This window comes from Streptomyces caeni, assembly GCF_042678285.1.
Lineage (GTDB): Bacteria > Actinomycetota > Actinomycetes > Streptomycetales > Streptomycetaceae > Streptomyces > Streptomyces caeni.
In genome coordinates, this window is record NZ_JBHUDX010000081.1 from 1 (window position 1) to 24,252 (window position 24,252).

At 72.6% G+C, this 24,252-nt stretch carries 17 protein-coding genes, 1 other RNA gene and 1 pseudogene; 11 read left to right on the forward strand and 8 right to left on the reverse strand.

Going from position 1 to position 24,252, the window contains the following annotated elements:
* Positions 1 to 338: hypothetical protein (locus ACFSL4_RS26345; protein ID WP_381087827.1), on the reverse strand; the 338-nt coding region annotated here is incomplete at its 3' end.
* A gap of 152 nt (positions 339 to 490) precedes the next feature.
* On the reverse strand, positions 491 to 1,027 hold the full coding sequence (locus ACFSL4_RS26350; RefSeq protein ID WP_381087830.1) for a MarR family winged helix-turn-helix transcriptional regulator: 537 nt from the start codon (positions 1,025 to 1,027) through the stop codon (positions 491 to 493).
* A 132-nt stretch (positions 1,028 to 1,159) separates the two neighbouring features.
* Here ACFSL4_RS26350 and ACFSL4_RS26355 point away from each other — a divergent pair, with 132 nt between their 5' ends.
* A complete protein-coding gene (locus tag ACFSL4_RS26355; protein WP_381087833.1) occupies positions 1,160 to 1,573 on the forward strand; it encodes an organic hydroperoxide resistance protein in 414 nt (137 codons plus the stop codon).
* 6 nt (positions 1,574 to 1,579) lie between these two features.
* Here ACFSL4_RS26355 and ACFSL4_RS26360 read toward each other — a convergent pair whose 3' ends face one another.
* The 5 genes and pseudogenes from ACFSL4_RS26360 to ACFSL4_RS26380 form a co-directional block, all read right to left on the reverse strand.
* Positions 1,580 to 3,787 carry a bifunctional glycosyltransferase/CDP-glycerol:glycerophosphate glycerophosphotransferase gene (locus tag ACFSL4_RS26360; RefSeq protein ID WP_381087836.1) on the reverse strand — a complete coding sequence of 736 codons (2,208 nt, stop codon included), beginning with the start codon at positions 3,785 to 3,787 and terminating at the stop codon, positions 1,580 to 1,582.
* Between the two features lie 3 nt (positions 3,788 to 3,790).
* A complete protein-coding gene (locus ACFSL4_RS26365) occupies positions 3,791 to 5,983 on the reverse strand; it encodes a bifunctional glycosyltransferase/CDP-glycerol:glycerophosphate glycerophosphotransferase (protein ID WP_381087839.1) in 2,193 nt (730 codons plus the stop codon).
* 84 nt (positions 5,984 to 6,067) lie between these two features.
* The gene (locus tag ACFSL4_RS26370; RefSeq protein WP_381087842.1) at positions 6,068 to 8,323 is read right to left on the reverse strand and encodes a bifunctional glycosyltransferase/CDP-glycerol:glycerophosphate glycerophosphotransferase; all 2,256 of its coding nucleotides are present in this window, start codon (positions 8,321 to 8,323) and stop codon (positions 6,068 to 6,070) included.
* Between the two features lie 163 nt (positions 8,324 to 8,486).
* Positions 8,487 to 9,049, reverse strand: a pseudogene (locus ACFSL4_RS26375) (carbohydrate ABC transporter permease); the annotation flags it as partial.
* Positions 9,050 to 9,580: 531 nt separating this feature from the next.
* Entirely contained in the window at positions 9,581 to 12,982 is a 3,402-nt protein-coding gene (locus ACFSL4_RS26380) for an FHA domain-containing protein (RefSeq protein WP_381087845.1), read from the reverse strand.
* 493 nt (positions 12,983 to 13,475) lie between these two features.
* Between ACFSL4_RS26380 and ACFSL4_RS26385 the strand changes: the two genes are divergently transcribed.
* The 4 genes from ACFSL4_RS26385 to ACFSL4_RS26400 all read left to right on the forward strand — a co-directional run bounded on the left by ACFSL4_RS26385 (position 13,476) and on the right by ACFSL4_RS26400 (position 19,052).
* Positions 13,476 to 15,155, forward strand: a complete 1,680-nt coding sequence (locus ACFSL4_RS26385) for a serine/threonine-protein kinase (protein ID WP_381087848.1) — start codon at positions 13,476 to 13,478, stop codon at positions 15,153 to 15,155.
* Positions 15,156 to 15,357: 202 nt separating this feature from the next.
* Positions 15,358 to 16,590 (forward strand): serine/threonine-protein kinase, encoded by a 1,233-nt coding sequence (locus ACFSL4_RS26390; RefSeq protein ID WP_381087851.1) that lies wholly within the window; start codon positions 15,358 to 15,360, stop codon positions 16,588 to 16,590.
* Positions 16,591 to 16,791: 201 nt separating this feature from the next.
* Positions 16,792 to 17,898, forward strand: coding sequence for a peptide chain release factor 2 (prfB, locus tag ACFSL4_RS26395; protein WP_381087854.1), 1,107 nt, complete (start codon positions 16,792 to 16,794; stop codon positions 17,896 to 17,898).
* A gap of 329 nt (positions 17,899 to 18,227) precedes the next feature.
* Entirely contained in the window at positions 18,228 to 19,052 is an 825-nt protein-coding gene (locus ACFSL4_RS26400) for a hypothetical protein (RefSeq protein WP_381087857.1), read from the forward strand.
* Between the two features lie 120 nt (positions 19,053 to 19,172).
* On the opposite strand, the gene ACFSL4_RS26405 is transcribed toward ACFSL4_RS26400, so the two are convergent.
* On the reverse strand, positions 19,173 to 19,364 hold the full coding sequence (locus ACFSL4_RS26405) for a hypothetical protein (protein WP_381087860.1): 192 nt from the start codon (positions 19,362 to 19,364) through the stop codon (positions 19,173 to 19,175).
* 284 nt (positions 19,365 to 19,648) lie between these two features.
* Here ACFSL4_RS26405 and ftsE point away from each other — a divergent pair, with 284 nt between their 5' ends.
* The 6 genes from ftsE to ACFSL4_RS26435 all read left to right on the forward strand — a co-directional run bounded on the left by ftsE (position 19,649) and on the right by ACFSL4_RS26435 (position 24,025).
* Positions 19,649 to 20,338, forward strand: a complete 690-nt coding sequence (gene ftsE / locus ACFSL4_RS26410; protein WP_381087863.1) for a cell division ATP-binding protein FtsE — start codon at positions 19,649 to 19,651, stop codon at positions 20,336 to 20,338.
* Positions 20,339 to 20,366: 28 nt separating this feature from the next.
* A complete protein-coding gene (gene ftsX / locus ACFSL4_RS26415) occupies positions 20,367 to 21,287 on the forward strand; it encodes a permease-like cell division protein FtsX (RefSeq protein ID WP_381087866.1) in 921 nt (306 codons plus the stop codon).
* A gap of 67 nt (positions 21,288 to 21,354) precedes the next feature.
* Positions 21,355 to 22,518 carry a S41 family peptidase gene (locus ACFSL4_RS26420; protein WP_381087868.1) on the forward strand — a complete coding sequence of 388 codons (1,164 nt, stop codon included), beginning with the start codon at positions 21,355 to 21,357 and terminating at the stop codon, positions 22,516 to 22,518.
* A 97-nt stretch (positions 22,519 to 22,615) separates the two neighbouring features.
* A complete protein-coding gene (smpB, locus tag ACFSL4_RS26425) occupies positions 22,616 to 23,095 on the forward strand; it encodes an SsrA-binding protein SmpB (RefSeq protein ID WP_381087871.1) in 480 nt (159 codons plus the stop codon).
* A 128-nt stretch (positions 23,096 to 23,223) separates the two neighbouring features.
* Positions 23,224 to 23,621, forward strand: a transfer-messenger RNA (tmRNA) gene (gene ssrA, locus ACFSL4_RS26430).
* Positions 23,622 to 23,761: 140 nt separating this feature from the next.
* The gene (locus tag ACFSL4_RS26435) at positions 23,762 to 24,025 is read left to right on the forward strand and encodes a hypothetical protein (RefSeq protein ID WP_381087874.1); all 264 of its coding nucleotides are present in this window, start codon (positions 23,762 to 23,764) and stop codon (positions 24,023 to 24,025) included.
* Positions 24,026 to 24,252 lie beyond the last annotated feature (227 nt).

The following is a 24,252-nucleotide window of genomic DNA, read 5'->3' on the forward strand; positions in this document are numbered from 1 at the left end:
CCGCAAGGCGTGGGCGGCACGGCGTCGCCCTGCTCGGCGTGCTCGCCGTCTGCGCCGGCCTGGTCGCGCAGTTCCCCCTCCTTGAGGCCGATCGCAACGCCGCGCACCGGCCCGACGACCTGGCCGCCGTGTCCGCGCTGGTGGGGCGGCAGGTGCGCCCCGGCGACCCCGTGCTGTTCCTGCCGTCCCTGGAACGGCGGTCGGCGCTCGCCTATCCGGCGGGCTTCCGGGGGGTGCGGGACGTGGCGCTGGAGGTGCCCGCCGCCGTGGACGGGACGCTGTACGGGCGGGAGGCCGGTCCCGGGGAGGTACGGCGGCGGCTCGGGGGACTGGCGCATGTGTGGGTGGTCGCCGGGCCGTTCGCGCTGCGGCCCTCGTGGCGACCGGGAAACCCCACCGAGCGTGCCAAGCGCGTGATCCTGAGCGAGGAGTTCATCACCCGCGAGGAGTACGCGGGCCGCGGCGTCATCCTTCGACTGTATGTGCGCCGTCAGGGCGTGAGGCCCAGCGGACGGTCCGCGTCCTCGATGCCCTCGACGCAGCCCGGCGCTTCCTGGAGTGCCGCCGCGTCCAGTGCCCCGGTGAGCCGGTCGAGGCGGGCCTTGAGGTCCGTGATCTCCCCCAGTTCGAAGCCCGTCGACGCGGCGATCCGGCGCGGCACCACGAGCGCGCGCTCCTTCAGTGCCGTGCCCGTGTCCGTGGGGGCCACATGGACGGACCGCTCGTCCTGCGCGCTGCGCTCGCGCCGCACCAGGCCCGCCGCCTCCAGCCGCTTCAGCAGCGGCGACAGCGTCCCGGAGTCCAGCCGCAGATGCTCGCCGAGCTTCTTCACCGGCAGCTCGCCGTGCTCCCACAGCACCAGCATCACCAGGTACTGCGGGTAGGTGAGCCCGAGGTCCTTGAGCACGACGCGGTAGACGCCGTTGAAGGCGCGGGCCGCGGCGTGGAGCGAGAAGCAGATCTGGCGGTCGAGGCGCAGGTACTCCTCGTCCGCGGAGGCCCCGGCGCGGGCAGGCGTGCTCGTCATGCCCCTCAGGATAGCTCCGGGCCCAGTTTAGTTGTGCACAACTGAATTGTGTGCTCTACTTTTCTTCGTGAGGCGGTCCGGACGGACGGAAGGGCCGGCCGCCGGACATGACTTCGAGAGGGATGGTTCTCCATGGACGCGCTCTACACCGCCGTCGCCACCGCCACCCACGGCCGCGACGGGCGTGCCGTCAGCTCCGACGGCAGGCTCAACCTGCAGCTGGCCATCCCGGTGGAGATGGGCGGCGGCGGCCAGGGCACCAACCCCGAGCAGCTGTTCGCCGCCGGGTACGCCGCCTGCTTCGCCAGCGCCCTCGGCCTGGTCGGCCGGCAGGCGAAGGTCGACGTCAGCGAGGCCGCGGTGACCGGCGAGGTCGGCATCGGCAAGCAGGGTGAGGGCTTCGGCCTCGCCGTCACCCTGCGCGTCGAACTGCCGGACGCCGTCGACGAGGCGACCGGCCGCAAGCTGGTCGAGCAGGCCCACCAGGTCTGCCCCTACTCCAACGCCACCCGCGGCAACATCCCCGTGGAACTGGTCGTCGAGTAACCCCGGTCAGCGCGTCCCGGTCAGCATGTCGCTGTCGCCGGCCGCCGGTGCCGGGATCGACAGCGGAACGTCGGGCTCGCCCAGCATCAGGGTGCGCACCACCCGCTGGGCCGCCCGCCCGTCGTCGAACTCGCAGAACCGCGCCCGGAACCCGGCCCGCAGCCGCGCCGCGTCCGCGTCCCGCCAGCACCCGGAGGCGAACAGCCACGCCAGTTCCCGGTAGGAGCGCGAGACATGGCCCGGCGGATCGGCCGTGATGTCGAAGTACGCGCCCCGGGCGGCCGTGAACGCGCCCCAGTCGTCGGCGTGCACCACGATCGGCCGGTCCAGGTTGGCGTAGTCGAACATCAGGGACGAATAGTCCGTGACCAGGACGTCCGAGGCGAGCATCACCTCCTCGACGTGCGGTTCGTCGGTGGCGTCGACCACGACGCCCCGCCGGTGCAGCTCCGCCAGTCCCATCCCGCGGGCCGGCCCGTTTGCGAGCGACGGGTGCAGCCGTACGACGAGGGTGTGGTCCTCGCCCAGGTCCTGCGCGAACCGTGCCGGATCGAAGCGCTCCACATGGCCGCCCCGGACGTGGTCGCGGCGGGTCGGCGCGTACAGCACGACCGTGTGGTCCTCGGGAATGCCGTGCCGGAGCCGGAACCCGGCCCCGTCCGCGGGGCCGGCGTTGACGAGGATGTCGTTGCGCGGGCTGCCGGTGCGGGCCGAGGCGAAGCGACAGGGGTAGGCGCGGTCCCAGACCAGCTCGGAGTGGCGGTTGGCGACCAGGCTGTGGTCCCAGCGGTCGGCGCGGCGCAGCATCTGCGGCACGTCGAACCCGTACCGGGCGCCCGGCTTGCCCAGCAGGTCGGCCCCCATGTACTTCAGCGGGGTCCCCTGATGGGTGTGGATGTGGACGCTTCCGGGACGCTTGACCAGGGTGCCGGGCCAGTTGACGTTGTTGACGAAGTACGTGGCCCGCGCGGTGACCCGGTGGTAGGCCGTCGAGCCCGGGAGGACGTACTCGATGTCCGGCGGCAGGGTGCTCGCCTGGTCCTCCCGCACGACCCACACCCCCCGGATGTGCGGGGCGAGCCGGCCTGCCGCGCGGTGGATCGCGGCCGGATCACCGAGGAAGCCGCGGTGCGAGAACGCCGAGTAGACCGCCAGGTCCGGATCCAGGGCCCGGCGGCCGTGTGCCCAGGACCAGCCGCGCTTGATCCCCGAGGCGGCCGCCCCGCGGGCCTGCCGGGCGCGCTCGCCGAACGCGGTGCCGGCGGCGGTGGTCCGCTGCCGGGCCCGGTAGCGGGCGTAACCTCCCTCCAGGACGCGCAGTTCGGCGGGCACCGGATCGTCGGTGCGGTGCCGGCGGAAGAGTTCGGCGGTGCGGTGGAAGAACTCCCGCTTGTCGCGGGCGGGCAGCCGGTCCGGCTTGGCGAGGATGTCCAGACAGTGCTCGCCCATCTTGCGGTGCAGGTAGGGGCGCCACCGGGCCAGCTCCGGGCGCGCGTCGACGAACGCGAAGACCCGTTCGTACTGGTCGTGGACGTCGAAGTGCTTGCGGCTGGTGGTGGACAGGATGTTGCCCTGGCGGCGCTGCCGGTAGTTCAGGCAGATGCGGTCCAGGGTCGCGATCCGCCGCGCGGACAGCAGCGTGGGGAAGGTCCAGGGGGTGTCCTCGTAGTAGCCGGGCGGGAAGGTGAAGCCCTCGCGTTCGACGAAGTCCCGGCGGTAGGCCTTGTTCCACACCACCATCAGCAGTTCGAGGATCTCGGGGTGTTCGGCCGCGGTGAAGGTGCCGTCGCCCGCCTCGGCCAGCACCCGGGCCAGCGCGTTGCGGCGGGTACCGCCCCACCAGTAGGTGCGGGCGTAGTCGAACACGAGGACGTCCGGATCGCCGGTCTCGTCGAGCCGGTCGGCGATCGCGCGCAGCGCGCCCGGGGTGAGCGTGTCGTCGCTGTCGAGGAAGAGGAGGAAATCACCGGTGGCGTGAGGCATTCCCGCGTTGCGGGCCCGGCCGAGTCCGACGTTCTCGGTCAGGTGCAGCACCCGCACCCGCGGGTCCCGCTCGGCGTAGCGGTCGAGGATGGCGCCGCAGCCGTCGGGTGAGCAGTCGTCGACGGCGATCACCTCGACATCGGTGCAGGACTGCCCGAGCACCGAGTCGAGGCACTCGCGCAGGAAGCCCTGCACCTTGAAGACGGGCACGATGACGCTGAAGCGGGGCACGGGTCAGCTCCTCACGAGGGCGTGGGCCGGGGCCGGGATGCGCTCGGCGAGCGGGATCACGGGCGGGACCGACTCGGGCGGCTCGCCCAGCAGCACCCGGCGCACGACGCGTTCGGCGGCGCGTCCGTCGTCGAACTGGCAGAAGCGCTCCCGGAAGGCCGCGCGCAGGGCGGCGGCGGAGCCGTCGGCGTACGTGCCGTCGCGGAAGGCGGCCGCCAGCCGGTCCGGCGTGCGTGCCACCAGACCCGGCGGGGCCTGCATCAGGTCGAAGTAGACGCCCCGGGTCTCGCGGTAGATCTCCCAGTCGTCCGCGTACACCACGATCGGCCGGTCCAGATTGGCGTAGTCGAACATGATCGACGAGTAGTCGGTGATCAGCGCGTCGGCGGCCAGGCAGACGTCCTCGGAGGAGCGGTGGCGTGTCACGTCGATGATCCGGCCGCTGCCCCGCGCCGTGCCGCGGTCGTAGAAGTAGTGGGCGCGCAGCAGGACCACGTACGCGTCGCCGATCGCCTCGCAGAACGCCTCCAGGTCGAGGCGCGCGTCGAAGCCGGTGCTGTAGTCCCGGTGCGTGGGTGCGTACAGGAGGGCCGTCCTGTCCTCGGGGACGCCCAGCTCCCGGCGGATGCGGGCGACGTCGTCGGCGGTCGCCGTGCAGTAGACGTCGTTGCGTGGATAGCCGTACTCGAGGGTCTCGTACGAGCCGGGGAAGGCCCGTTCCCACATCTCGGTGGAATGCCGGTTGGAGGAGAGGTTGTAGTCCCAGCGGTCCACGCGCGCCAGCAGCTTGGTGAAGCTGCCGGTCGCGGCGGCCACCACGGGGTACGTCGACTGGTCCACGCCCATGGTCTTCAGCGGGGTGCCGTGCTGGGTCTGCAGGTGCACGCTGCCGGGGCGCTTGACGACGCCGTCCGCGAAGTTGGCGTTGTTGATGAGGTACTTGGCGCGGGCGAGCACATCCCAGTACGCGCGTGTGCCGATCACCGCGTACTCCACGCCCTCGGGCACGCCGTCCACCGCGTCCGGCTCGACCAGGAAGACCGAGCGGATGTGCGGGGCCAGTTCGCGGGCCTTGGCGTGGACGGCGGCCGGGTTGCAGGCGTAGCCGCGGCCCCAGTAGGCGCAGTACACGGCGAGGTTCTCGTCGAGCGGCCGGCGCAACTGCAGTGCGTACCGGGCACGGGTGCGGGCCATGCGCGGCAGCGGCGCGCTCCGCACCGTCCTCGCCGCGGCCCGGTTGGCCGTCCGCAGCGCGCGGAACGCGTCGTAGGCGCCGGCCGCCAGCAGCCGGTGCTGCACCCCGACGCTGCCCGCGGGCGGCCGGAACCCGGCCGGGCGGTGGCGCCGGTACAGGCGGGCCGCCTGCCGGAAGAAGGCCCTGCGCAGATGCGCGGGCAGCCGCTCCGGATGCGCGGCGGTCTTCAGGACGACGGAGAAGAGCTGCTCGAACAGCGGCCTCGACCGTGCGGCCGGCAGGGCGAGTTCCGTGGCCCGGGCGAGGACCGTGCCGACCTGGTCGAGAAGGTCGAACTGGTGCGCGCCGGGGGTGTGCAGCCGGCTGCCCTGGCGGCGCACCAGATGCCGTACGCACACCGAGCGCAGCACCGCGACGCGCTCGGCGGCGAGTGTGACCAGGCCGCCCCAGCCGATGTCGGTGAAGAGGCCCGCCGGGAAGACGAGGTGGTGCGCGGTGACGAAGTCGCGGCGGTAGGCGGCGCTCCACACGGGGACCGACACACCGGTCAGCCGCGGGGCCCGGCCGGGATCGAAGGCGCCGTCGGGCGCCCTGCCCAGCGGTGGCGTGGACGTCTCGGCGCCCCACCAGTGGACCCGCTCGTGGTCGAGGTAGAGGACGTCCACATCGCCGGTCGCCGTCAGGCGCGCGTCGATCGCGGCCAGCGCGCCGGGCGTGAGGACGTCGTCCCCGTCGAGGAACAGCAGGTACGCCCCGGTCGCCGCCCCCATCCCGGTGGTGCGGGCCACGCCCGGGCCGCCGGAGGGCGGCGAGGTGAGGGCGACGACCCGCGGGTCGCGCTCCGCGTACGCCGCGGCGACCGTGCCCGCCGGGGAGTCGGGCGCGTCGCAGACCGGGATCAGCTCGAAGTCGCCGAAGGACTGGGCAAGGACCGAGTCCAGCGCCTGGGACAGACGGCCGGCGACTTTGCAAGCGGGGACGATGACACTGAAGCGGGGCATTCTGGTCTTTCTCTCGGGCCCCGTTCGTACCTGGGGCCGTGCGTCGTGGGAGGGCGGCGTCCGGAACTCCGTGGGCCGGGCGGGTCAGAGGATCTCGACGTCCGGGACGGGGCGGCCGGGCGCCGGAATGGTCGCGAGCCATACGGGGGGCAGGCCGGTCGCGGCGGACGGGGCGGGGTGGCGGTCGGCCAGGGGCACGACCGACGGCTGCCAGGCGTTCTCCCCGAGCACCACCCGGCGCACGATCCGCTCGGCGGCACGCCCGTCGTCACAGGGGCAGAAGCGGGCGCGGAACGCGGCCCGCAGGTTCGCCGAGTGCGAACCGCACCAGTGCCCCGTGGTGAAGATGTCGATCAGCTCGTCCTCGCTGCGGGCGGTCGCGCCCGGTGGGAACGCGCGCAGGTCGAAGCAGGTGCCCCGGGCGGCCTGGTACGCCTCCCAGTCGTCGGCGTACACGACGATCGGCCGGTCGAGGTTGGCGTAGTCGAACATGATCGACGAGAAGTCGGTGACCAGCGCGTCCGAGGCCAGGCACACCGACTCGACGCTCGGATGGCCGGTGACGTCGATCAGCCGGCCGCTGGTGGTCCGCGTCAGCGGCTCACCGTACGAGGGGTGCGCGCGGGTCAGCAGCACGAAGCGCGGGCCGAGCTCGTGCAGGACGCGTTCCAGGTCGAGCGCGGGGCGCTGACTGCGGCGGTAGTCGCGGTACGTCGGCGCGTACAGGACCGCCACCGAGCCCTCGGGGATGCCGAGGGCCTGGCGCAGCCGGGCCACGTCGGCCGAGGTCGCGCGGCTGAAGACGTCGTTGCGGGGCATCCCGTACTCCAGCGTCGTGAAGCGCGAGGGGAAGACGCGCTCCCAGACCAGGGTGGAGTGGCGGTTGCCGGAGACGACGTAGTCCCAGGTGTCGGCGGAGCGCAGCATCCGGGCGAAGTCTGCGTCCCGGGCGGCGGCCGGACGGTCCCGGAGGTCCAGGCCCATGCGCTTGAGCGGGGTGCCCCGCAGGGTCTGGATCATGATCTGGCCCGGCCGCTTGACCACGTGGGGGCCGAAGTCGGCGTTGTGCACGAGGTACTTGGAGCGGGCCAGCGCCGTCCAGCACGCGGCGGAGCCCGGCCGCAGCCGACGGGTGGCCACCGGGATCGTGTGGTGGTGTTCGGGCTCGGCGATCCACGCCGTGCGGATGTGCGGGACCAGGTTGCGGAAGGTCGACTCCAGGGCGGCCGGATTGCAGCCGTACCGGCCGCCCCCGGCACCGGTGAAGACGGCCCGGTCGGCGCGCAGGGGAAGGCGCAGCTGGATGCGGTAGTGGGCCCGGAGGGCGGCATGGGCCAGGCGTCGCCCGGTGCCGGTGGCCGCGCGCCGGGTGCGGCGGGCGAGGCGGGACGTCAGGGACAGCAGGCGGTAGGTGCGGTGGCTGCCGAAACGGATGAGCAGATGGCGCGGGCGGAGCGGGGCGCCCGGGACGTGGTGGCGGCGGTAGTGGGCGCGGGCCCTGCGCAGGAACTCGGCCTGGCTGCCCCGGGGCAGCCGGCCTCGCCGCACGAAGACGGTGGCCAGGTGGTCGACCATGCGGCGGAACAGCTCCGGCCGCCAGCGGGCGAGTTCGGGGTGCGCGTCGAGGAACGCGAAGACCCGGTCGTACTGGTCGAAGACGTCGAAGTGCCGGTCGCTGGTCGAGCCGAGGATGCTGCCCCGGCGGCGCTGGCGGTAGTGGACGCAGACCCGGTCGAGGGTGGCGATCGTGTCCGCGGTCAGCAGCACCGGGAAGGTCCAGGGGACGTCCTCGTAGTAGCCGGGCGGGAAGGCGAAGCCCTCGCGCTCGACGAAGTCCCGGCGGTACGCCTTGTTCCACACCACCATCAGCAGCGAGAGCAGGCCGGGGCGGTCGTCGAGCCGGAAGGGCGCCGGGCCCCGCTCGGTGAGCAGGTCGGCGAGCTTGTTGCGGACCGTCCGGCCCGTCCAGTACGCACGGGCGTAGTCGAAGACCAGGACGTCCGGGTCGGAGGCGGCCTTCAGCCGGTCGGCGATGTCCTCCAGCGCGCCCGGTGTCAGGGTGTCGTCGCCGTCGAGGAAGAGCAGATAGTCGCCGGTCGCCTGTGCGAGCCCCGCGTTGCGGGCCCGGCCCAGCCCCACGTTCCCCGGCAGGTGCAGGGGACGCACACGGGAGTCGCGGGCGGCGAACTCGTCGATGATCGCGCCGCACGCGTCGGGCGAGCGGTCGTCGACCGCGATCACTTCGAGGTCCGCGTACGACTGTTCCAGCACGGAGGAGAGGCACTCGTGCAGGTACGCCTGAACCTTGTACGCGGGAACGATGACACTGAACCTGGGCAAGGGGCATCCATGGGTCGGCGCGGGCATACTGCCCGAAAACGTCCGATGGGGTGGTTCGGTTACGTCCGCTGCGTCATACGGGGGAACGCCCGCGGAACCGCCAGGTGAACGAACAGGGGGTGGACCGGCGCCGGTCCACCCCTGAACGGCTTTGCGGTCGCGCCTACTTGACGGCGCCCGCCATGACTCCCGACACGAACTGCCGCTGGAACGCGAAGAACACCGCCAGCGGGATCACCATCGAGATGAACGCCCCCGGCGCCAGGACGTCGATGTTGTTGCCGAACTGGCGCACCTGTGTCTGCAGCGCCACAGTGATCGGCTGCGTGTTGGACTTGGTGAACACGAGCGCGACCAGCATGTCGTTCCACACCCACAGGAACTGGAAGATGCCGAGGCTCGCGATCGCCGGCCCGCCCAGCGGCATCACGACCCGTGCGAACAGCCGCAGTTCGCCCGCGCCGTCGAGACGTGCCGCCTCCAGCAGCTCCCGGGGGATCTCCGCGAAGAAGTTCCGCAGCAGGAACACCGCGAAGGGCAGGCCGAAGCCCGTATGGAAGAGGATCACCCCAAGACCGTGCCGAACAGGCCGATCCTGCCGAACAGCTCGGCGATCGGGATCAGCGCCACCTGCACGGGGACGACCAGCAGACCGACCACGCCGAGGAACCACCAGTCGCGGCCCGGGAACTTTATCCAGGCGAAGGCGTACCCGGCCAGGGAGCCTGCTCCGGAGACCTGCGTGTACGAAGAGTGCTGTGCATCACTGCCCCGTTCTTCGTTCCTCGTTGAACGTTCGAGCGCTGTCCCGTGCGCTCTGGTCTACGCGGGGTCGTTCGGGGCGGCAAGAGCGCCTGCGGTGTCAACCAGGCGATGGTGACCGCGTCGTGACGTGCGGTCAGTGACGGGGGAGGCCGCGCCGCGCGGCGTCGGCTCGGGCCGCGACGCCGTGGGGCGGGGCGAGGGGTGGGCGGTTCTGTGGGGCGGGGAAGTGGGACATACCACGCCGTGCGGCGGGAGGCGCATCGCCGTGGGGCGGGGCGCGGAACGTGCGACCTCGCCACCCGGCGTACTTCTGGGCGTTCCCCATCGTCCTGGCGGGCCAACTGCTGATCGCCCTGGTCTTCGGGGAGATGGCCTCCCGCTGGCCCTTCGCCGGCAGCGTGTACCAGTGGGCGCGGCATGTGCGGGGCGCGTCCTGGGGCTGGGCGGCCGCGCGGCCGGACGTGCGGGTGGGCGGGTCACGGCGGCGGAGGGCTACAACAGGGACGGCACCTCGACCGCCGCCACCGATCGCGCGGCCCTCTCCAACGCGCTCGCCAGCAGGGCCAGGTCCGTGGGCCCGTTGCCCAGTTCGCGGACCGGCCGGCGCGCCGGCGGGTCACCCATGCGCTGCCACTCCACGGGGACGACCGTGGGGCGGAGCGTCGCCGTGCGAGGAATGCGCCCCGTGATGCGCCCGCCCTGGAACGGTGTCACGCTGCCGTCCGAACGGGTCACCTGCCCCCGGCCCGGCGCCGGTTCCTCGCCCCCCGGCGACACCGCCTCCAGGGCGATCCGCAGCGCGGCCGCGCGGGCCGGCCCCCACTCGGCCGTCCGCCCGCCGGGGCCCGCGGCGGCCACGAGGTGCAGCCCGAGCCGCTCCCCGTCCCGGGCCACCGCCTCCAGCGCCCGTACGACCGACCCGGCCGCCGGCCGGCCCGGCGAACCCAGCGCCGGGGACAGCAGCGCGTCCAGGTCGTCGACCAGCACGACCAGCCGGGGCAGCGGCGGCCCCGGCTCCGCCCCCTGCCGCGCCGCAGGCCGCAGCCGCAGCGTCGTACTGGGCGGGGTGTCGAGATCGCCCGAGGCCGTACGCTCCGTCCGCTGCGGCGCGCTCCGGCCCGGCGCCCCCTGCCGCGCGTGCCACTCGGCGAAGCCGAGCCGCCCCAGCAGGTCGGCCCGCCGCTTCAGCTCGGCGCTGAGCGACTGCGCGAACTCCCGCATGCGCACCGGGTCGTTGGCCGCCAGATGCGTTGTGACATGCGGCAGGTCCGTGCAGACCCGCAGGCCCTCGCCACCGCCGCCGCCGTTCGCCCCGCAGTCGCGGCCGTCGACCAGCACGATCCCGAGGCGGTCCGGACGCTCGGCCGCCGCGAGCGACGCGGCGATGGAGCGCAGCAGCTCCGTACGGCCGCTGCCGGGCGGGCCCTCCAGCAGCAGATGCGGTCCCTCGGCCGCGAGGTCGACGGACACGGGGCCGCGCGGCCCGGCGCCGAGCACCGCCCACGCGCGCCCGCCCGGCGATTGCCCGTCGTCCGCCGCGTCCGCCCAACGCGCCATCAGCGACGCCGGAGTGGCCCGCGCCAGGCCCAACTCGTCCAGCAGCCGCGCCGCCTGCGGCAACGGCGCCGACACGCGCGTGTGCCGGTCCCCGCCGCCCTCCGTCCGCAGCGGGGCGAGCGCCCGCGCGAACCGCTCCGCCCACGCCGCCGACACGGCGTCCAGGGCGGCGACCGTGCCGTGCCCCACCGGACCGCGGCCGGCGTGACCGGTGCCCGCCGCCTCCCCCGGCGCGATCCGCAGCAGCCGCAGCGCCGTGGCGACGTCGCCGCTCAGCAGTGCCGCGGCCCCGCACTCCCGGAACACCGGCGAGGCCGCGCACGCCGCCTCGTAGGTCTCCGTCACCGGAGACGCGGGCGAGGCGGACGGCGCCTCCGCCAGGCAGACCACATGGATCCCGGCCCGTGGTCCGTGCTGCGCCAGACGCGCCACGGCCTCGCGCAGATCGGCACCGCCGGGGTCGCCGTCCACGACCAGCACGCTGTACGGCCCCGGGAACGCGCCCTCCGCCGGGTCCTCGTCCCGAGCCCAGGAGGGGCGACGGACGGCACCCCGCGGGGGAAGGCCACCGGGCGGGGCGTCCGGGACCGTGCCGGTGGCGCCGCCCGTGTCCGCCAGACGGTCCGCCAGCCGGCGCAGCAGCTCGTCCGTGCGGGCCGTCGCCTGCTCCCGGTCGTGGGCGAGCAGGAGCCGGCAGTCCTGGCCGTGCGCCGGGCGCAGGTGCGGGAGCCAGCCGAGCCACGACCACTCGGCGACGCGCTGCTCCAGCGGGCGGGAGTGGTCGGCGCTGATCAGGACCAGTTCCAGCGTGTCGGGGGAGTGGAGCGCGGCGAGCTGCGCCACCACCGCGCGCGCCAGGCCGGCCAGCCGCGCCCTGGGCCCGGCCAGGCCCAGGGTGCCCACCTCGCGCAGCCCGGCGGTCACCGGCACGGCGGGCAGCAGCCCCGTCCCGTCCGGCGCCGCCCGGTCGGCCGTGCCCAGGCGCACGGTGAGCGTCTCGGGGTGCTCCGGGCCGCGCTCCCACAGCCGCGGTCCGGGTCCCAGCGCGGTGAGCAGCAGGGCCGCGGGGTCCGGCCACTTCTCCGGGGCCCGGGTGGAATGGGACGCGGGCCCCGGGGCGCCCCCGGCCTCGTCGTACCCGCCCCGTCCCGTACCGCCCGGTTCGGTGCGGCCTCCCGCCAGCCGGCGTGCCCACGCGGTCAACCCGCCGCGTCTGCGCACCACCACCCCCGGCGGCAGCTCCGTCCCGCGCGGCGGGGTGCCCTTGCGTATGCCCTCGCCCGGCGGGTCCTCGGAGAGCGGGCCCCGGCTCTCCGCTCCCGGGGCCTTGTCCTGCCCCGGTACGGCCCGGGCCCGGATCGGCGGCTCCGCGGGGCCGTGTTCCTGGGCGCCGGGGGCGACGCCGTCCGAGGCGCCCCAGGCGGTGACGCCGAAGCCGTGGTGGGTGTCCCCGGAGAGGACGCCGCCGCCGTCACCGGCGGAGGGCCCGCTCTGCGGGTGGCCGCTGCGGCCGTCCGCGCCGGACGTTGCGGCGGTGGCCGGCCCCGCACCCCGGGCGGCGTCCCCGGGTGTGTGTGCCGTGGCCGCCGGCGCCGTCGCCCCTCGCACCGCATCCCGCGGGCCTCCCGGGGCGTCCTTGCCGGGGTCCTCGCCCGCGGTGAGGATTCGTACATGCCCCTCCCCGTCGGGTGCCGTGCCCACGGCGCGCACCGCGCCGGGCGGGGCCAGCCGCAGGGCCGACTCCCCGAGGCGCAGCAGCGCTCCGGGGGTGAAGCGCACCGGACGGTCGGTCACCCGCCTGCCGTCGAGCACCGTGCCGTTGGTGGAGTTCAGGTCGGCGACCGAGACGCGGCCGTCGGCGGCGACCGTGACCGCGCAGTGCAGCCGGGAGACGTCAGGGTCGTCCAGCGGGACGTCCGCGTCGGCGGAGCGGCCGATGCGGATCGCGCCGCCGTGCAGCAGATGGACGCCGCCCGCGTCCGGGCCGGCCACGACGTGCAGCTGGGCCGCGTCCTCGTCCGGCTCGGGGCCCGGCTCCGCGGGGGCGCCAAGGGTCAGCACCGCGCCGTCCAGCAGCGGAGGCTCGCCCAGCGTGCAGCGCTGGGCGTCCAGGCGCTCCGCGCCCGCGTACAGCACCACGGGCCCTCCCCCGAGCTCTCGACCGCGCTCGGGCGGGGAGGCGCCCCCGCCCCCGCCGACCGCCGAGGCGAGGCCCGACGCCACCGCGGCCAGCGCCGTCCCGGCCGGCGCGGTGACCAGCACGTCGCAGCTCGCGGCGTGCGCCCGTGACTCCGGGGGCGGCCCCAGCGGGTCTACGACGGTCAGCCGGATCTGCATCGCCGTCAGCGGTCCCTTCTGCGCGGGCGCCCGGGCACGGGACGGAGCCGCGCCGCGGTCCCCCCACCGCGGACTCCCCCTACCGCACACGAGCGATCGGCCAGTACGGGATGCATCCTTGCACCTGCCACTGACAGCGCGCCCGCCGCCCGGGGGCAAGTGATCTTGATTGGTCGGCTCTGCCCGTAAAAGTGCCTGACCCGTGCCCGGCGGGAGTTCGCTTGAGATCGGTCACTTCCGCTTCGGGCAACCAAGTGCATCGAAGCGAGCGTCTTCTCATCGAACACGTACGGGAACCGCGTACGTACAGCACACATGTGGAGCAAAGGGAGGGTGCGCCAACCGACGGGCCCGGCCCCCGGTGACCGCCGGCGCGGGGGGCCGTCGAGGCGGCCGCGGGAAGCCTGTGCCGGGTCGTGCGGCACTACAGTGGGGCGGAACACCGCTAGCACGGTGGACGGACCAGACAGGCGAGCAGCAGGGAGCGCATGACGTGCGGCCGGTAGGCAGCAAATACCTGCTCGAGGAGCCGCTCGGACGCGGCGCCACGGGCACCGTCTGGCGAGCCCGCCAGCGGGAGGCCGCGGGCGCCGAGGCGGCCGTCGCGGGTCAGCCCGGCGAGACCGTGGCGATCAAGGTGCTCAAGGAGGAGCTGGCGAGCGACGCGGACGTCGTGATGCGGTTCCTGCGCGAGCGGTCCGTCCTGCTGCGCCTGACCCACCCCAACATCGTGCGGGTGCGGGACCTGGTGGTGGAGGGCGATCTGCTGGCGCTGGTCATGGACCTCGTCGACGGTCCCGACCTGCACCGCTACCTCCGCGAGAACGGGCCCTTCACGCCCGTCGCCGCCTCCCTGCTCACCGCGCAGATCGCCGACGCGCTGGCCGCGAGCCACGCCGACGGGGTGGTGCACCGCGATCTGAAGCCCGCCAACGTGCTGCTCATGCAGAGCGGCGGCCAGATGCATCCGATGCTGACCGACTTCGGCATCGCCCGCCTGGCCGACTCGCCGGGCCTCACGCGCACGCACGAGTTCGTGGGCACGCCCGCGTACGTGGCCCCCGAGTCGGCCGAGGGCCGCCCGCAGACCTCCGCCGTCGACATCTACGGCGCCGGCATCCTGCTGTACGAACTGGTCACGGGGCGTCCCCCGTTCGGCGGCGGGAGCGCCCTCGAGGTGCTCCACCAGCATCTGAGCGCCGAGCCGCGCCGCCCGTCCACGGTCCCCGAACCCCTGTGGACAGTGATCGAGCGCTGTCTGCGCAAGAACCCCGACCACCGGCCCAGCGCCGAGAACCTGGCGCGGGCGCTGCGGGTCGTCGCCGAGGGCGTCGGGGTGCACGCGAACTCGGCCCAGATCGCCGCCGCGGAGGGCGTGGGCGCACTGCTCGCGCCGGACCCGGCGCCCACCGCCGTCCCCGGCTCCGCCGACCCCACGCAGGTGCTGCCGCAGGGCTCCGCCGGGTACGACCCGAACGCGGCGACCAGTGTCCTGCCGCACACCCCGGCGGGGGCGGCGGGCGCCGCCGACCCCACGGCCGTCCTGCCCAGGAACGGGGCCGCCGACCCGACGGCCGTGATGCCGCCGGCGCCGAACGAGCCCGGCGGGCAGCCGCGGCCCGAGGAGCCGCACCCCTGGCAGAGCCAGCTCCGCGCGGCCCGCGACCGCAACGAGCAGACACAGGTCCAGTACCTCGACCCCGGCGAGGACCCGCTGCGCCGCCGCCCGCAGCGGCAGGTGGCGCGCCCGCAGCAGCGGCCGCGGCCCCAGCAGCAGCCCGCCCCCGGGTACGGGTATCCGCAGCAGCAGCCCCAGCAGTACGCGCCTCAGCAGCAGCCCCAGCAGTACGCGCCCCAGCGGCAGCAGAACGCCCCCGCCCCCCAGCAGTACGCCCCCGCGCCCCAGCAGCCCCGGCAGCCGGCGCCGCGTCCGGCGCGCGAGCCGCGGCCGCCGCGGCAGCGCAGCGCCAACCCGATGAAGATCCCCGGCCTCGGCTGCCTGAAGGGATGTCTGTTCACGATCGTCATCCTGTTCGTCGCGGGGTGGCTGGTCTGGGATTTGAGCCCCCTTCAGGGGTGGATCGGTACGACGAAGTCGTACTGGGCGCAGCTGAGCGACTGGTTCTCCGCCGTGGGCGACTGGATCGGACAGCTCGGCAGCAGCTCCAAGTAGCCGGTGGCGCGGATGTCCCGAGAGCCTTCCGGGCCAGGTGATTTGTCGACATCTGATGGGTGATTTCCGTCCTGGCGGTGAAGGTTGCCGCTCCGGACGCGTACTTTTGTCGACCGGAGGCCCGGGTCCGTGGCTCCGGCCGCGCGCACAGGGCCCCGGAACGGCGCAGCGTCGGCAACACGCGTCCCCAGTAGGAGCAGTCTTGGCACGGAAGATCGGCAGCCGGTACACCGCGAACCAGATCCTGGGACGGGGCAGCGCCGGCACGGTGTGGCTGGGCGAGGGACCGGAGGGCCCCGTCGCCATCAAGCTGCTGCGCGAGGACCTCGCGTCGGACCAGGAGCTGGTGGGCCGCTTCGTCCAGGAGCGCACGGCACTGCTGGGGCTCGACCACCCGAACGTGGTGTCGGTACGGGACCTGGTGGTCGACGGAAACGACCTCGCCCTGGTCATGGACCTGGTCCGGGGCACGGATCTGCGCACCCGCCTGGACCGCGAGCGCCGTCTCGCGCCCGGGGCGGCCGTCGCGATCGTCGCCGATGTGGCGGACGGGCTGGCGGCCGCGCACGCGGCGGGGGTCGTGCACCGGGACGTGAAGCCGGAGAACGTGCTCCTGGACATGCAGGGGCCGCTGGGTCCGGGCGGCTCCCATCCGGCGCTGCTGACCGACTTCGGCGTGGCGAAGCTGATCGACTCGCCGCGCCGCACCCGGGCGACGAAGATCATCGGCACTCCGGACTACCTGGCTCCGGAGATCGTGGAAGGGCTGCCTCCGAGGGCGGCGGTGGACATCTACGCGCTGGCGACGGTGCTGTACGAGCTGCTGGCGGGCTTCACGCCGTTCGGCGGCGGACACCCGGGAGCGGTGCTCCGCCGTCACGTGACGGAGACCGTGGTTCCCCTTCCGGGGATCCCGGAGGAGCTGTGGCAGTTGATCGTGCAGTGCCTGGCGAAGGCGCCCGCATCGCGGCTGCGGGCCTCGGAGCTGGCGGCCCGGCTGCGGGAGCAGCTGCCGACGCTGGCGGGGATGGCGCCGCTCGACGTGGACGAGCCGGACACGGGGCCCGCGCGGGAACCGGGCGAGGCGACCGGGTCCGGGGAGCCGGCGGTGGCGCGGGTGCGGCGCGGGGCGGTGCCGCTGGTACCGGGGGCGAAGCCGGACTCGAACCGGGACACGCACACATCGATGCGGGTACCCGGGCCGGACGAACTGTCGGGCGGAGCCCGTGGCACCGCCCGCGCGCCCCGCGCCGCCGGTGCGCCGCGCCCTGGCTCCGCCCGCCATCGCGCGATGGCCCGCCGCCGCAGGATCACCCTGGGGGCGGTGGCGGTGGCGCTGCTGGCGGCGATCGGGGTGGGCGCCTGGCTGGCGGCATCGGGCGACGATGACGCGGCACCATCCGGGACGAGCAGCTCGGCCCCGGCGTCCCCCTGACCGGGAGCACGAGAGGGGCCCCGTCCCGTGATGCTCCCGCCGCAGACCGGAGGGGGTTCGACCGTGGGGTGTCCGAGGGCCGGGGCGATGGGAGGGGACGGCGGGGCCGGCGGCCGCAGAACCGGGGGAGAGCGGTTGCGGAGAGGTTTCGGCCGCGGTTGCCCGGCCTGGACTTCCCGGCGGAGCCGTTACGCTGGATGCGTGGCAGTCGTCGATGTATCCGAAGAGCTCAAGTCCCTCTCCTCGACCATGGAGTCGATCGAGGCCGTTCTGGACCTCGACAGGATGAGGGCAGACATCGCCGTGCTCGAGGAGCAGGCGGCCGCGCCGTCCCTCTGGGACAACCCGGACGAGGCGCAGAAGATCACCAGCAGGCTCTCCCACCTCCAGGCCGAGGTGAGGAAGGCCGAGGCCCTGCGCGGCCGGATCGACGACCTCGGTGTGCTCTTCGAGCTCGCCGAGGCCGAGGACGACCCGGACACCCGTGCCGAGGCCGAGGCCGAGCTCGCCGACGTCAGGAAGGCGCTGGACGAGATGGAGGTCCGGACGCTGCTGTCCGGGGAGTACGACGCCCGCGAGGCGCTCGTCAACATCCGTGCCGAGGCCGGCGGCGTCGATGCCGCCGACTTCGCCGAGAAGCTGCAGCGCATGTACCTGCGCTGGGCCGAGCAGCACGGCTACAAGACGGAGATCTACGAGACGTCGTACGCGGAAGAGGCCGGGATCAAGTCCACGACCTTCGCCGTCCAGGTGCCGTACGCCTACGGCACCCTCTCCGTCGAGCAGGGCACCCACCGCCTGGTCCGCATCTCCCCCTTCGACAACCAGGGACGGCGGCAGACCTCATTCGCCGGTGTCGAGGTGCTCCCGGTCGTCGAGCAGTCGGACCACGTCGAGATCGACGAGTCCGAGCTGCGGGTCGACGTGTTCCGCTCCTCCGGCCCCGGCGGCCAGGGCGTCAACACGACCGACTCTGCCGTGCGGATCACGCACCTGCCCACCGGCATCGTCGTCACTTGCCAGAACGAGCGGTCCCAGATCCAGAACCGGGCGACCGCGATGAACGTCCTGCAGGCCAAGCTCCTTGAGCGGCGGCGGCAGGAGGAGCAGGCGAAGATGGACGCCCTCAAGGGCGACGGCGCCGGCTCCTGGGGCAACCAGATGCGTTCGTACGTCCTGCACCCTTACCAGATGGTCAAGGACCTGCGGACCGAATTCGAGGTCGGCAACCCCGAGGCCGTTTTCAACGGTGAGATCGACGGGTTCATCGAAGCCGGGATTCGCTGGCGCAAGCAGCGGGAGAAGTAACACCGCCGGCCGGCGGTGGCACCCCCGCCGGAAAGAGTGTCTTGTCGACAAGGCAACTGCCCTTATGCATGGGGGTAGTTGCCTTGTCTGTCGTTGGATGTCTGGGTTTTACATCACACTCACAGCCCTGCCGCTCACGCAAACCCCGCCTTAGGGGACATCGCGTGCGCAACGACCTTGACGTTGCTGTGGAAAGTCGGGAGGGTGAGGGCGGCATGCGTTTTGTCTGGGGTGCATGTGAACCGGGGGCCTTCGTCTGGACTACCTCCGTTGATCACTGCCCCGAGCGCGGCCTCATCGACTAGTGAGCTACTGGGGGTAGTAATCGCATGACGAAGAAGACGCGGATCCGTGTCGCACGGATAGCGGCGAGCGCCGTGATCGCCGCGGGCGCCTCGCTCACCGCCGCCGGCGCCGCTTCGGCGCTCGATATCAACCTTTCGGTCGGTGAGACCGGCGGTACCAGCGGGGGTGAAGGCTGCGGTGACGTGGCCACCTGCCCTGGAGGCGGCGGTTCGGGGAACGAGACCGGTGGGAACGAGACCGGTGGGAACGAGACCGGTGGGAACGAGACCGGCGGGAACGAGACCGGTGGGAACGAGACCGGCGGGAACGAGACCGGCGGGAACGAGACCGGCGGGAACGAGACCGGCGGGAACGAGACCGGTGGGAACGAGACCGGTGGGAACGAGACCGGTGGGAACGAGACCGGTGGGAACGAGACCGGTGGGAACGAGACCGGTGGGAACGAGACCGGTGGGAACCAGACCGGTGGGAACCAGACCGGTGGGAACGAGACCGGTGGGAACGAGACCGGTGGGAACCAGACCGGTGGGAACGAGACCGGCGGCAACGAGACCGGCGGTTCCGGCAACACGGGCGGCTCGGGCACCGGTGCCGGCAGCGGGAACAGCGGCGGCACCACCGTCAACGGTGGCAACGACAACGTCACCCAGCAGGAGGGTTCCTCGGCCCTCACCGACACCGGCTCGTCGTCGGACACCTCCGCTCAGGGAGGCGGCAAGCAGCTGGCCGAGACGGGTGCTGCCGAGACCACGTTCCTGCTGGTCGGAGCCGCCACGATGATCGCCGGTGGTATCGGCTTCCGGGTGCTGCCGCGCCTGGTCGGCGGCCGCGGCGGTGCCGCTGCCTGATCCACGGGCGCCGGAACGCGTGAGAAGGGCCCGGGGCGTCCGCCCCGGGCCCTTCCCGTACGCTCCTGCGGTTCCGGCCGCTGTGACGCGTCTGTGACGCGTCCTGCCGCGCGCGCCGCCCTACGCCGTCTGGTGAGCCAGCAGCGCGACCGCCGCGATCAGCACCGCAACCAGGGCGATCAGTGCCGCCGGATTCAGTCCTGACCAGGGGTTTTGCTGCTGGAGCCGCTCACGGTTGGCGCGGCAGACGGGGCAGCGGCCCTCACTCACGGGCGCCGCGCAGTTAGCGCACACCAATCGGTCGTACGTCATGCGCTTCGCCCTCCTTGTGCCGCTTTCACGTACACAACGCTTCCGGGAACGCAACCGTTCCCCACTCCACTGTGCCAGGTTCCGCGGATTTCGGCGCGGTCGGCCTTATCCTGCCCGCGCGAGCGGGAGCGCAGGCCTGGAACGGGCCGCACGTCACACCCGGGAGCCTCGTCAGGCGCGCGACAAAACGGGCAAGCCTCGCGCAACCGTGTACGCCGACTGCGTTCGTCCATCCGCTTCGCGTATGGTCACGGTCACCTACCCCAACGGCCCGTGGTGCATCCGTGATCCGATTCGACAATGTCTCCAAGGTCTACCCCAAGCAGACCCGCCCCGCCCTCAGGGATGTCTCCCTCGAGGTGGAGAAGGGCGAGTTCGTGTTCCTCGTGGGGTCCTCCGGCTCCGGAAAGTCCACCTTCCTGCGGCTCATCCTCCGCGAGGAGCGATGCAGCCACGGCCAGGTGCACGTCCTGGGCAAGGACCTCGCCCGCCTCTCCAACTGGAAGGTGCCGCAGATGCGCCGCCAGCTCGGGACGGTGTTCCAGGACTTCCGGCTGCTGCCGAACAAGACGGTCGCCGAGAACGTGGCCTTCGCCCAGGAGGTGATCGGCAAGTCGCGCGGTGAGATCCGCAAGTCCGTGCCCCAGGTGCTCGACCTCGTCGGTCTCGGTGGCAAGGAGGACCGGCGGCCCGGTGAGCTGTCCGGTGGTGAGCAGCAGCGCGTCGCCATCGCGCGGGCCTTCGTCAACCGGCCCAAGCTGCTGATCGCCGACGAGCCCACCGGCAACCTCGACCCGCAGACCTCCGTCGGCATCATGAAGCTGCTCGACCGGATCAACCGGACGGGCACGACCGTGGTGATGGCCACCCACGACCAGAACATCGTGGACCAGATGCGCAAGCGCGTCATCGAGCTGGAGAAGGGCCGCCTCGTCCGCGACCAGGCGCGCGGCGTCTACGGCTACCAGCACTGAGTTCCACGGAAAGGCTTGAGCAGACGCCATGCGCGCGCAGTTCGTTCTGTCGGAGATCGGTGTCGGTCTCCGCCGCAATCTGACGATGACCTTCGCGGTGATCGTCTCCGTCGCCCTCTCACTCGCCCTGTTCGGCGGCTCGCTCCTGATGAGCGACCAGGTGAACCAGATGAAGGGCTACTGGTACGACAAGGTCAACGTTTCTATCTTCCTCTGCAACAAGAGCGACGCGGAGTCCGATCCCAACTGCGCCAAGGGCGCGGTCACGGCGGAGCAGAAGAAGCAGATCCTCGGAGACCTGGACAAGATGAAGTCCGTCGTCCAGAAGGTCACCTACGAGTCCCAGGACGAGGCGTACAAGCACTACAAGGAACAGTTCGGCGACTCCCCGCTGGCCAGCTCGCTCACCCCGGACCAGATGCAGGAGTCGTACCGCATCAAGCTGAAGAACCCGGAGCAGTACCAGGTCATCGCGAGCGCCTTCAACGGTCGTGACGGCGTGCAGTCGGTGCAGGACCAGAAGGGCATCCTGGACAACCTCTTCGGGCTGCTCAACGGCATGAACTGGGCCGCCCGCGCGGTCATGGCGATGATGCTGGTCGTCGCCCTGATGCTGATCGTCAACACCGTGCGCGTCTCCGCGTTCAGCCGTCGTCGTGAGACCGGCATCATGCGCCTGGTCGGCGCCTCCGGCTTCTACATCCAGGCGCCGTTCATCATGGAGGCCGCGGTCGCCGGGCTCATCGGCGGCACGGTCGCCTGCGGATTCCTGCTGATCGCCCGGTACTTCATCATCGACCACGGACTGGACCTGTCCCACAAGCTGAACCTGATCAACTTCATCGGCTGGGACGCCGTGCTGACGAAGCTGCCGCTGATACTCGCCACGAGCCTGCTGATGCCGGCGCTCGCCGCGTTCTTCGCGTTGCGCAAGTACCTGAAGGTGTGACGCATGCCAACGGGGCCGTACGGGCAACCGACCGTACGGCCCCGTGCGTTGTCCTAGACTCACCGCCATGTCAGGCCGTGACCTGTTCTGTGAGCCCCGCCGCATCCGCCACGGGGCGGCCTTGACATTGGTCTTCGCGAGCGTGCTCGTCGCAGGCGCCGCGACCGGCTCGTTCGACGACGCGGCCCGCAGGCCCGCCTCGCCCGAGCAGGCGGTTCCGGCCGGCCACCGCGAGGCCGTCACCGAGGCGGCGGCGAGGGCGATGGCCGACGGCAAGTCCCCCATGGAGGCCGCCGAGCGCGCCGTCAGCCGCAGCGGCGACCGCTGGAGCGCCGTCTACTCCCGGGGCGAGTACCAGGAGTTCGAAGAGGCCCTGGACGGCGAGTACACCGGTGTGGGGCTGTCGGCCCGGCGCGAGCGCGACGGCAGGATCCGGGTGACCCGGGTACAGCCCGGCTCGCCCGCGGCGGTCGCCGGGATCCGCACGGGCGACCGGCTGCGCAGCGTCGACGGCACGGACGTGGACGGCAGGCCCGTCACCGAGGTCGTCTCCCTGCTGCGCGGCGACGCCGACGACGCGAGCGCCGGAACCCGGGTCCGGCTCGGATTGCAGCGCGGCACGCGCGCCTGGAGCGAGGTGGTGCGCCGGGCCCGTCTTTCCACGGACTCGGTGACCGTGCGCCGGCTCGCCCGCGACATCACCATGATCAAGGTCGCTGCCTTCACCAAGGGGTCCGGCGACCTCGTACGGCACGCCGTCGACGCCGCGCCGAAGCGCGCCGGGATCGTCCTCGACCTGCGCGGCAACTCCGGCGGTCTGGTCACCGAGGCCGTCACCGCCGCGTCCGCCTTCCTCGACGGGGGGCTGGTGGCGACGTACGACGTCGACGGCGAGGAGCAGGCCCTGCACGCCGACCCGGGCGGCGACACCACAAGGCCCCTGGTCGCCCTCGTCGACGGCGGCACGATGAGCGCGGCCGAACTGCTCACCGGGGCCCTCCAGGACCGCGGGCGGGCCGTCGTCGTGGGCACCCGCACCTTCGGCAAGGGCTCGGTCCAGATGCCGAGCCGCCTGCCCGACGGCTCCGTCGCGGAGCTGACCGTCGGGCACTACCGAACCCCTTCGGGCCGTGGCGTCGACGGCCGTGGCATCACTCCCGACCTGGAGGCCGGCGACGAGGCGCTGGAGCGGGCGGAGACGGTGCTCAGCGGCCTCGGCGACGCCTCGTAGGAACCTCCCGGCCCCTGCCGGCCCCTCCCGGATCTTCCCGGCCCACGGGAATCGGCTTTCCGGATACCCCCTCGGGGGTGCGAAAATGGTCGGCACTATGGCTAAGGAAAAAGGGCGCAAGCTGATCGCGCAGAACAAGAAGGCGCGGCACGACTACCACATCCTCGACACCTACGAGGCCGGTCTCGTGCTCACCGGGACCGAGGTGAAGTCGCTGCGCCAGGGGCGGGCCTCGCTGGTCGACGGGTTCGTGCAGCTCGACGGGCACGAGGCGTGGCTGTACAACGTGCACGTGCCCGAGTACACCCAGGGCACCTGGACCAACCACAGTGCCCGACGCAAGCGGAAGCTGCTGCTGCACCGGGCGGAGATCGAGAAGCTGGAGTCGAAGTCCCAGGAGACGGGTCACACGATCGTGCCGCTGGCGCTGTACTTCAAGGACGGCCGCGCCAAGGTCGAGATCGCGCTGGCAAGGGGCAAGAAGGAGTACGACAAGCGGCAGACGCTGCGTGAGAAGCAGGACCGCCGCGAGGCGGAGCGTGCGATGTCGGCGGTCCGCCGCAAGCAGCGCGCCTAGCGGTACCGCCCGGGGGCGGGAATACGCTGGCACCCGCCCGTGTTGGTCACGTACGATGGCACCGCACCTCACAGAGGGTGCCGTGCGGATCCCTCCTCGGAGGCGTTCGCGCATTGAAAAATCAACATGGGGATGATCGGTTTCGACAGCGGCTGTCGAAGCAGGGGAAGCGTGTCGAGAAAGCGGCCATGATCTCGTAAACCACAGGCCGAAAAAAATAATCGCCAACACCAAGCGCGATTCCTCCCAGCAGGCCTTCGCCCTCGCTGCCTGACGGCAGCGCGAGCGAGCCTCCTACTAAAGGGAGTGTCAGCCCGGGGCTGTTCCCGACCCGGATCCTGGCATCAGCTAGGGGACTAAACCTCGATCCCGGTCACGGGGTGAAGAGGGAAACCAAACAGTGACTGAGCCCGTCGGAGACTTGTCCGCGTGATCTCCGGGGCTGAGAAAAGCACAGCGGACTGCACACGGAGAAGCCCTGGTTCCGCACCGTTGGACGCGGGTTCGATTCCCGCCATCTCCACAAGAAGGAAGGCGACGTACGCCGCGCGAGGAGCGCGGGCGTACGTCGCCTTCGTCGTTCGCGCTGCTGTGGCGGTGGCCGGCCGCCAGGGCTGTCGCACAGCGGTGATCGGCGGTCCGTCCCGGCCGCGCATGACGGACCTGATGAAGCAGTGCACCGACGTGCACGGGGCCGACCAGACCGCCGACGCCAGCGACACCGTCGCCGGACATCCGCACCAGGTCTTCCGGGACCCGGCCGGCGACCCCGTCGTGGAGACGTACAGCATCACCGGCATGGGCCACGGGCAGCCCGTCGCCCCCGGCAGCGGCAGCGGCAGCGAGCAGTGCGGAACGGCGGGCTCCTACATCCTCGACGTCAACCTGTGCGCCGCGTACCGGCTCGGTCGGGCGTGGGGGTTGGGCTGATCCGGTCCACGCCCGGTACGTCAGGGGCCGTTCAGCTCGCACGGCTCGCCCAGGCATGACGTCGAAGCGCTTCGACGAGGGAAGGTAGGTGCGGGCCGGGTGCGCGTCAATGGGTGGCGCGCGAATCCGTGGCGACGCGTACGGCGCACCGGTGCCCGGCCGCGATCACCAGCGCCAGGTCGGGTATGTCCTTGCCCGCAGCCCGCGCCGGCCCGGCGGCCGCAGTC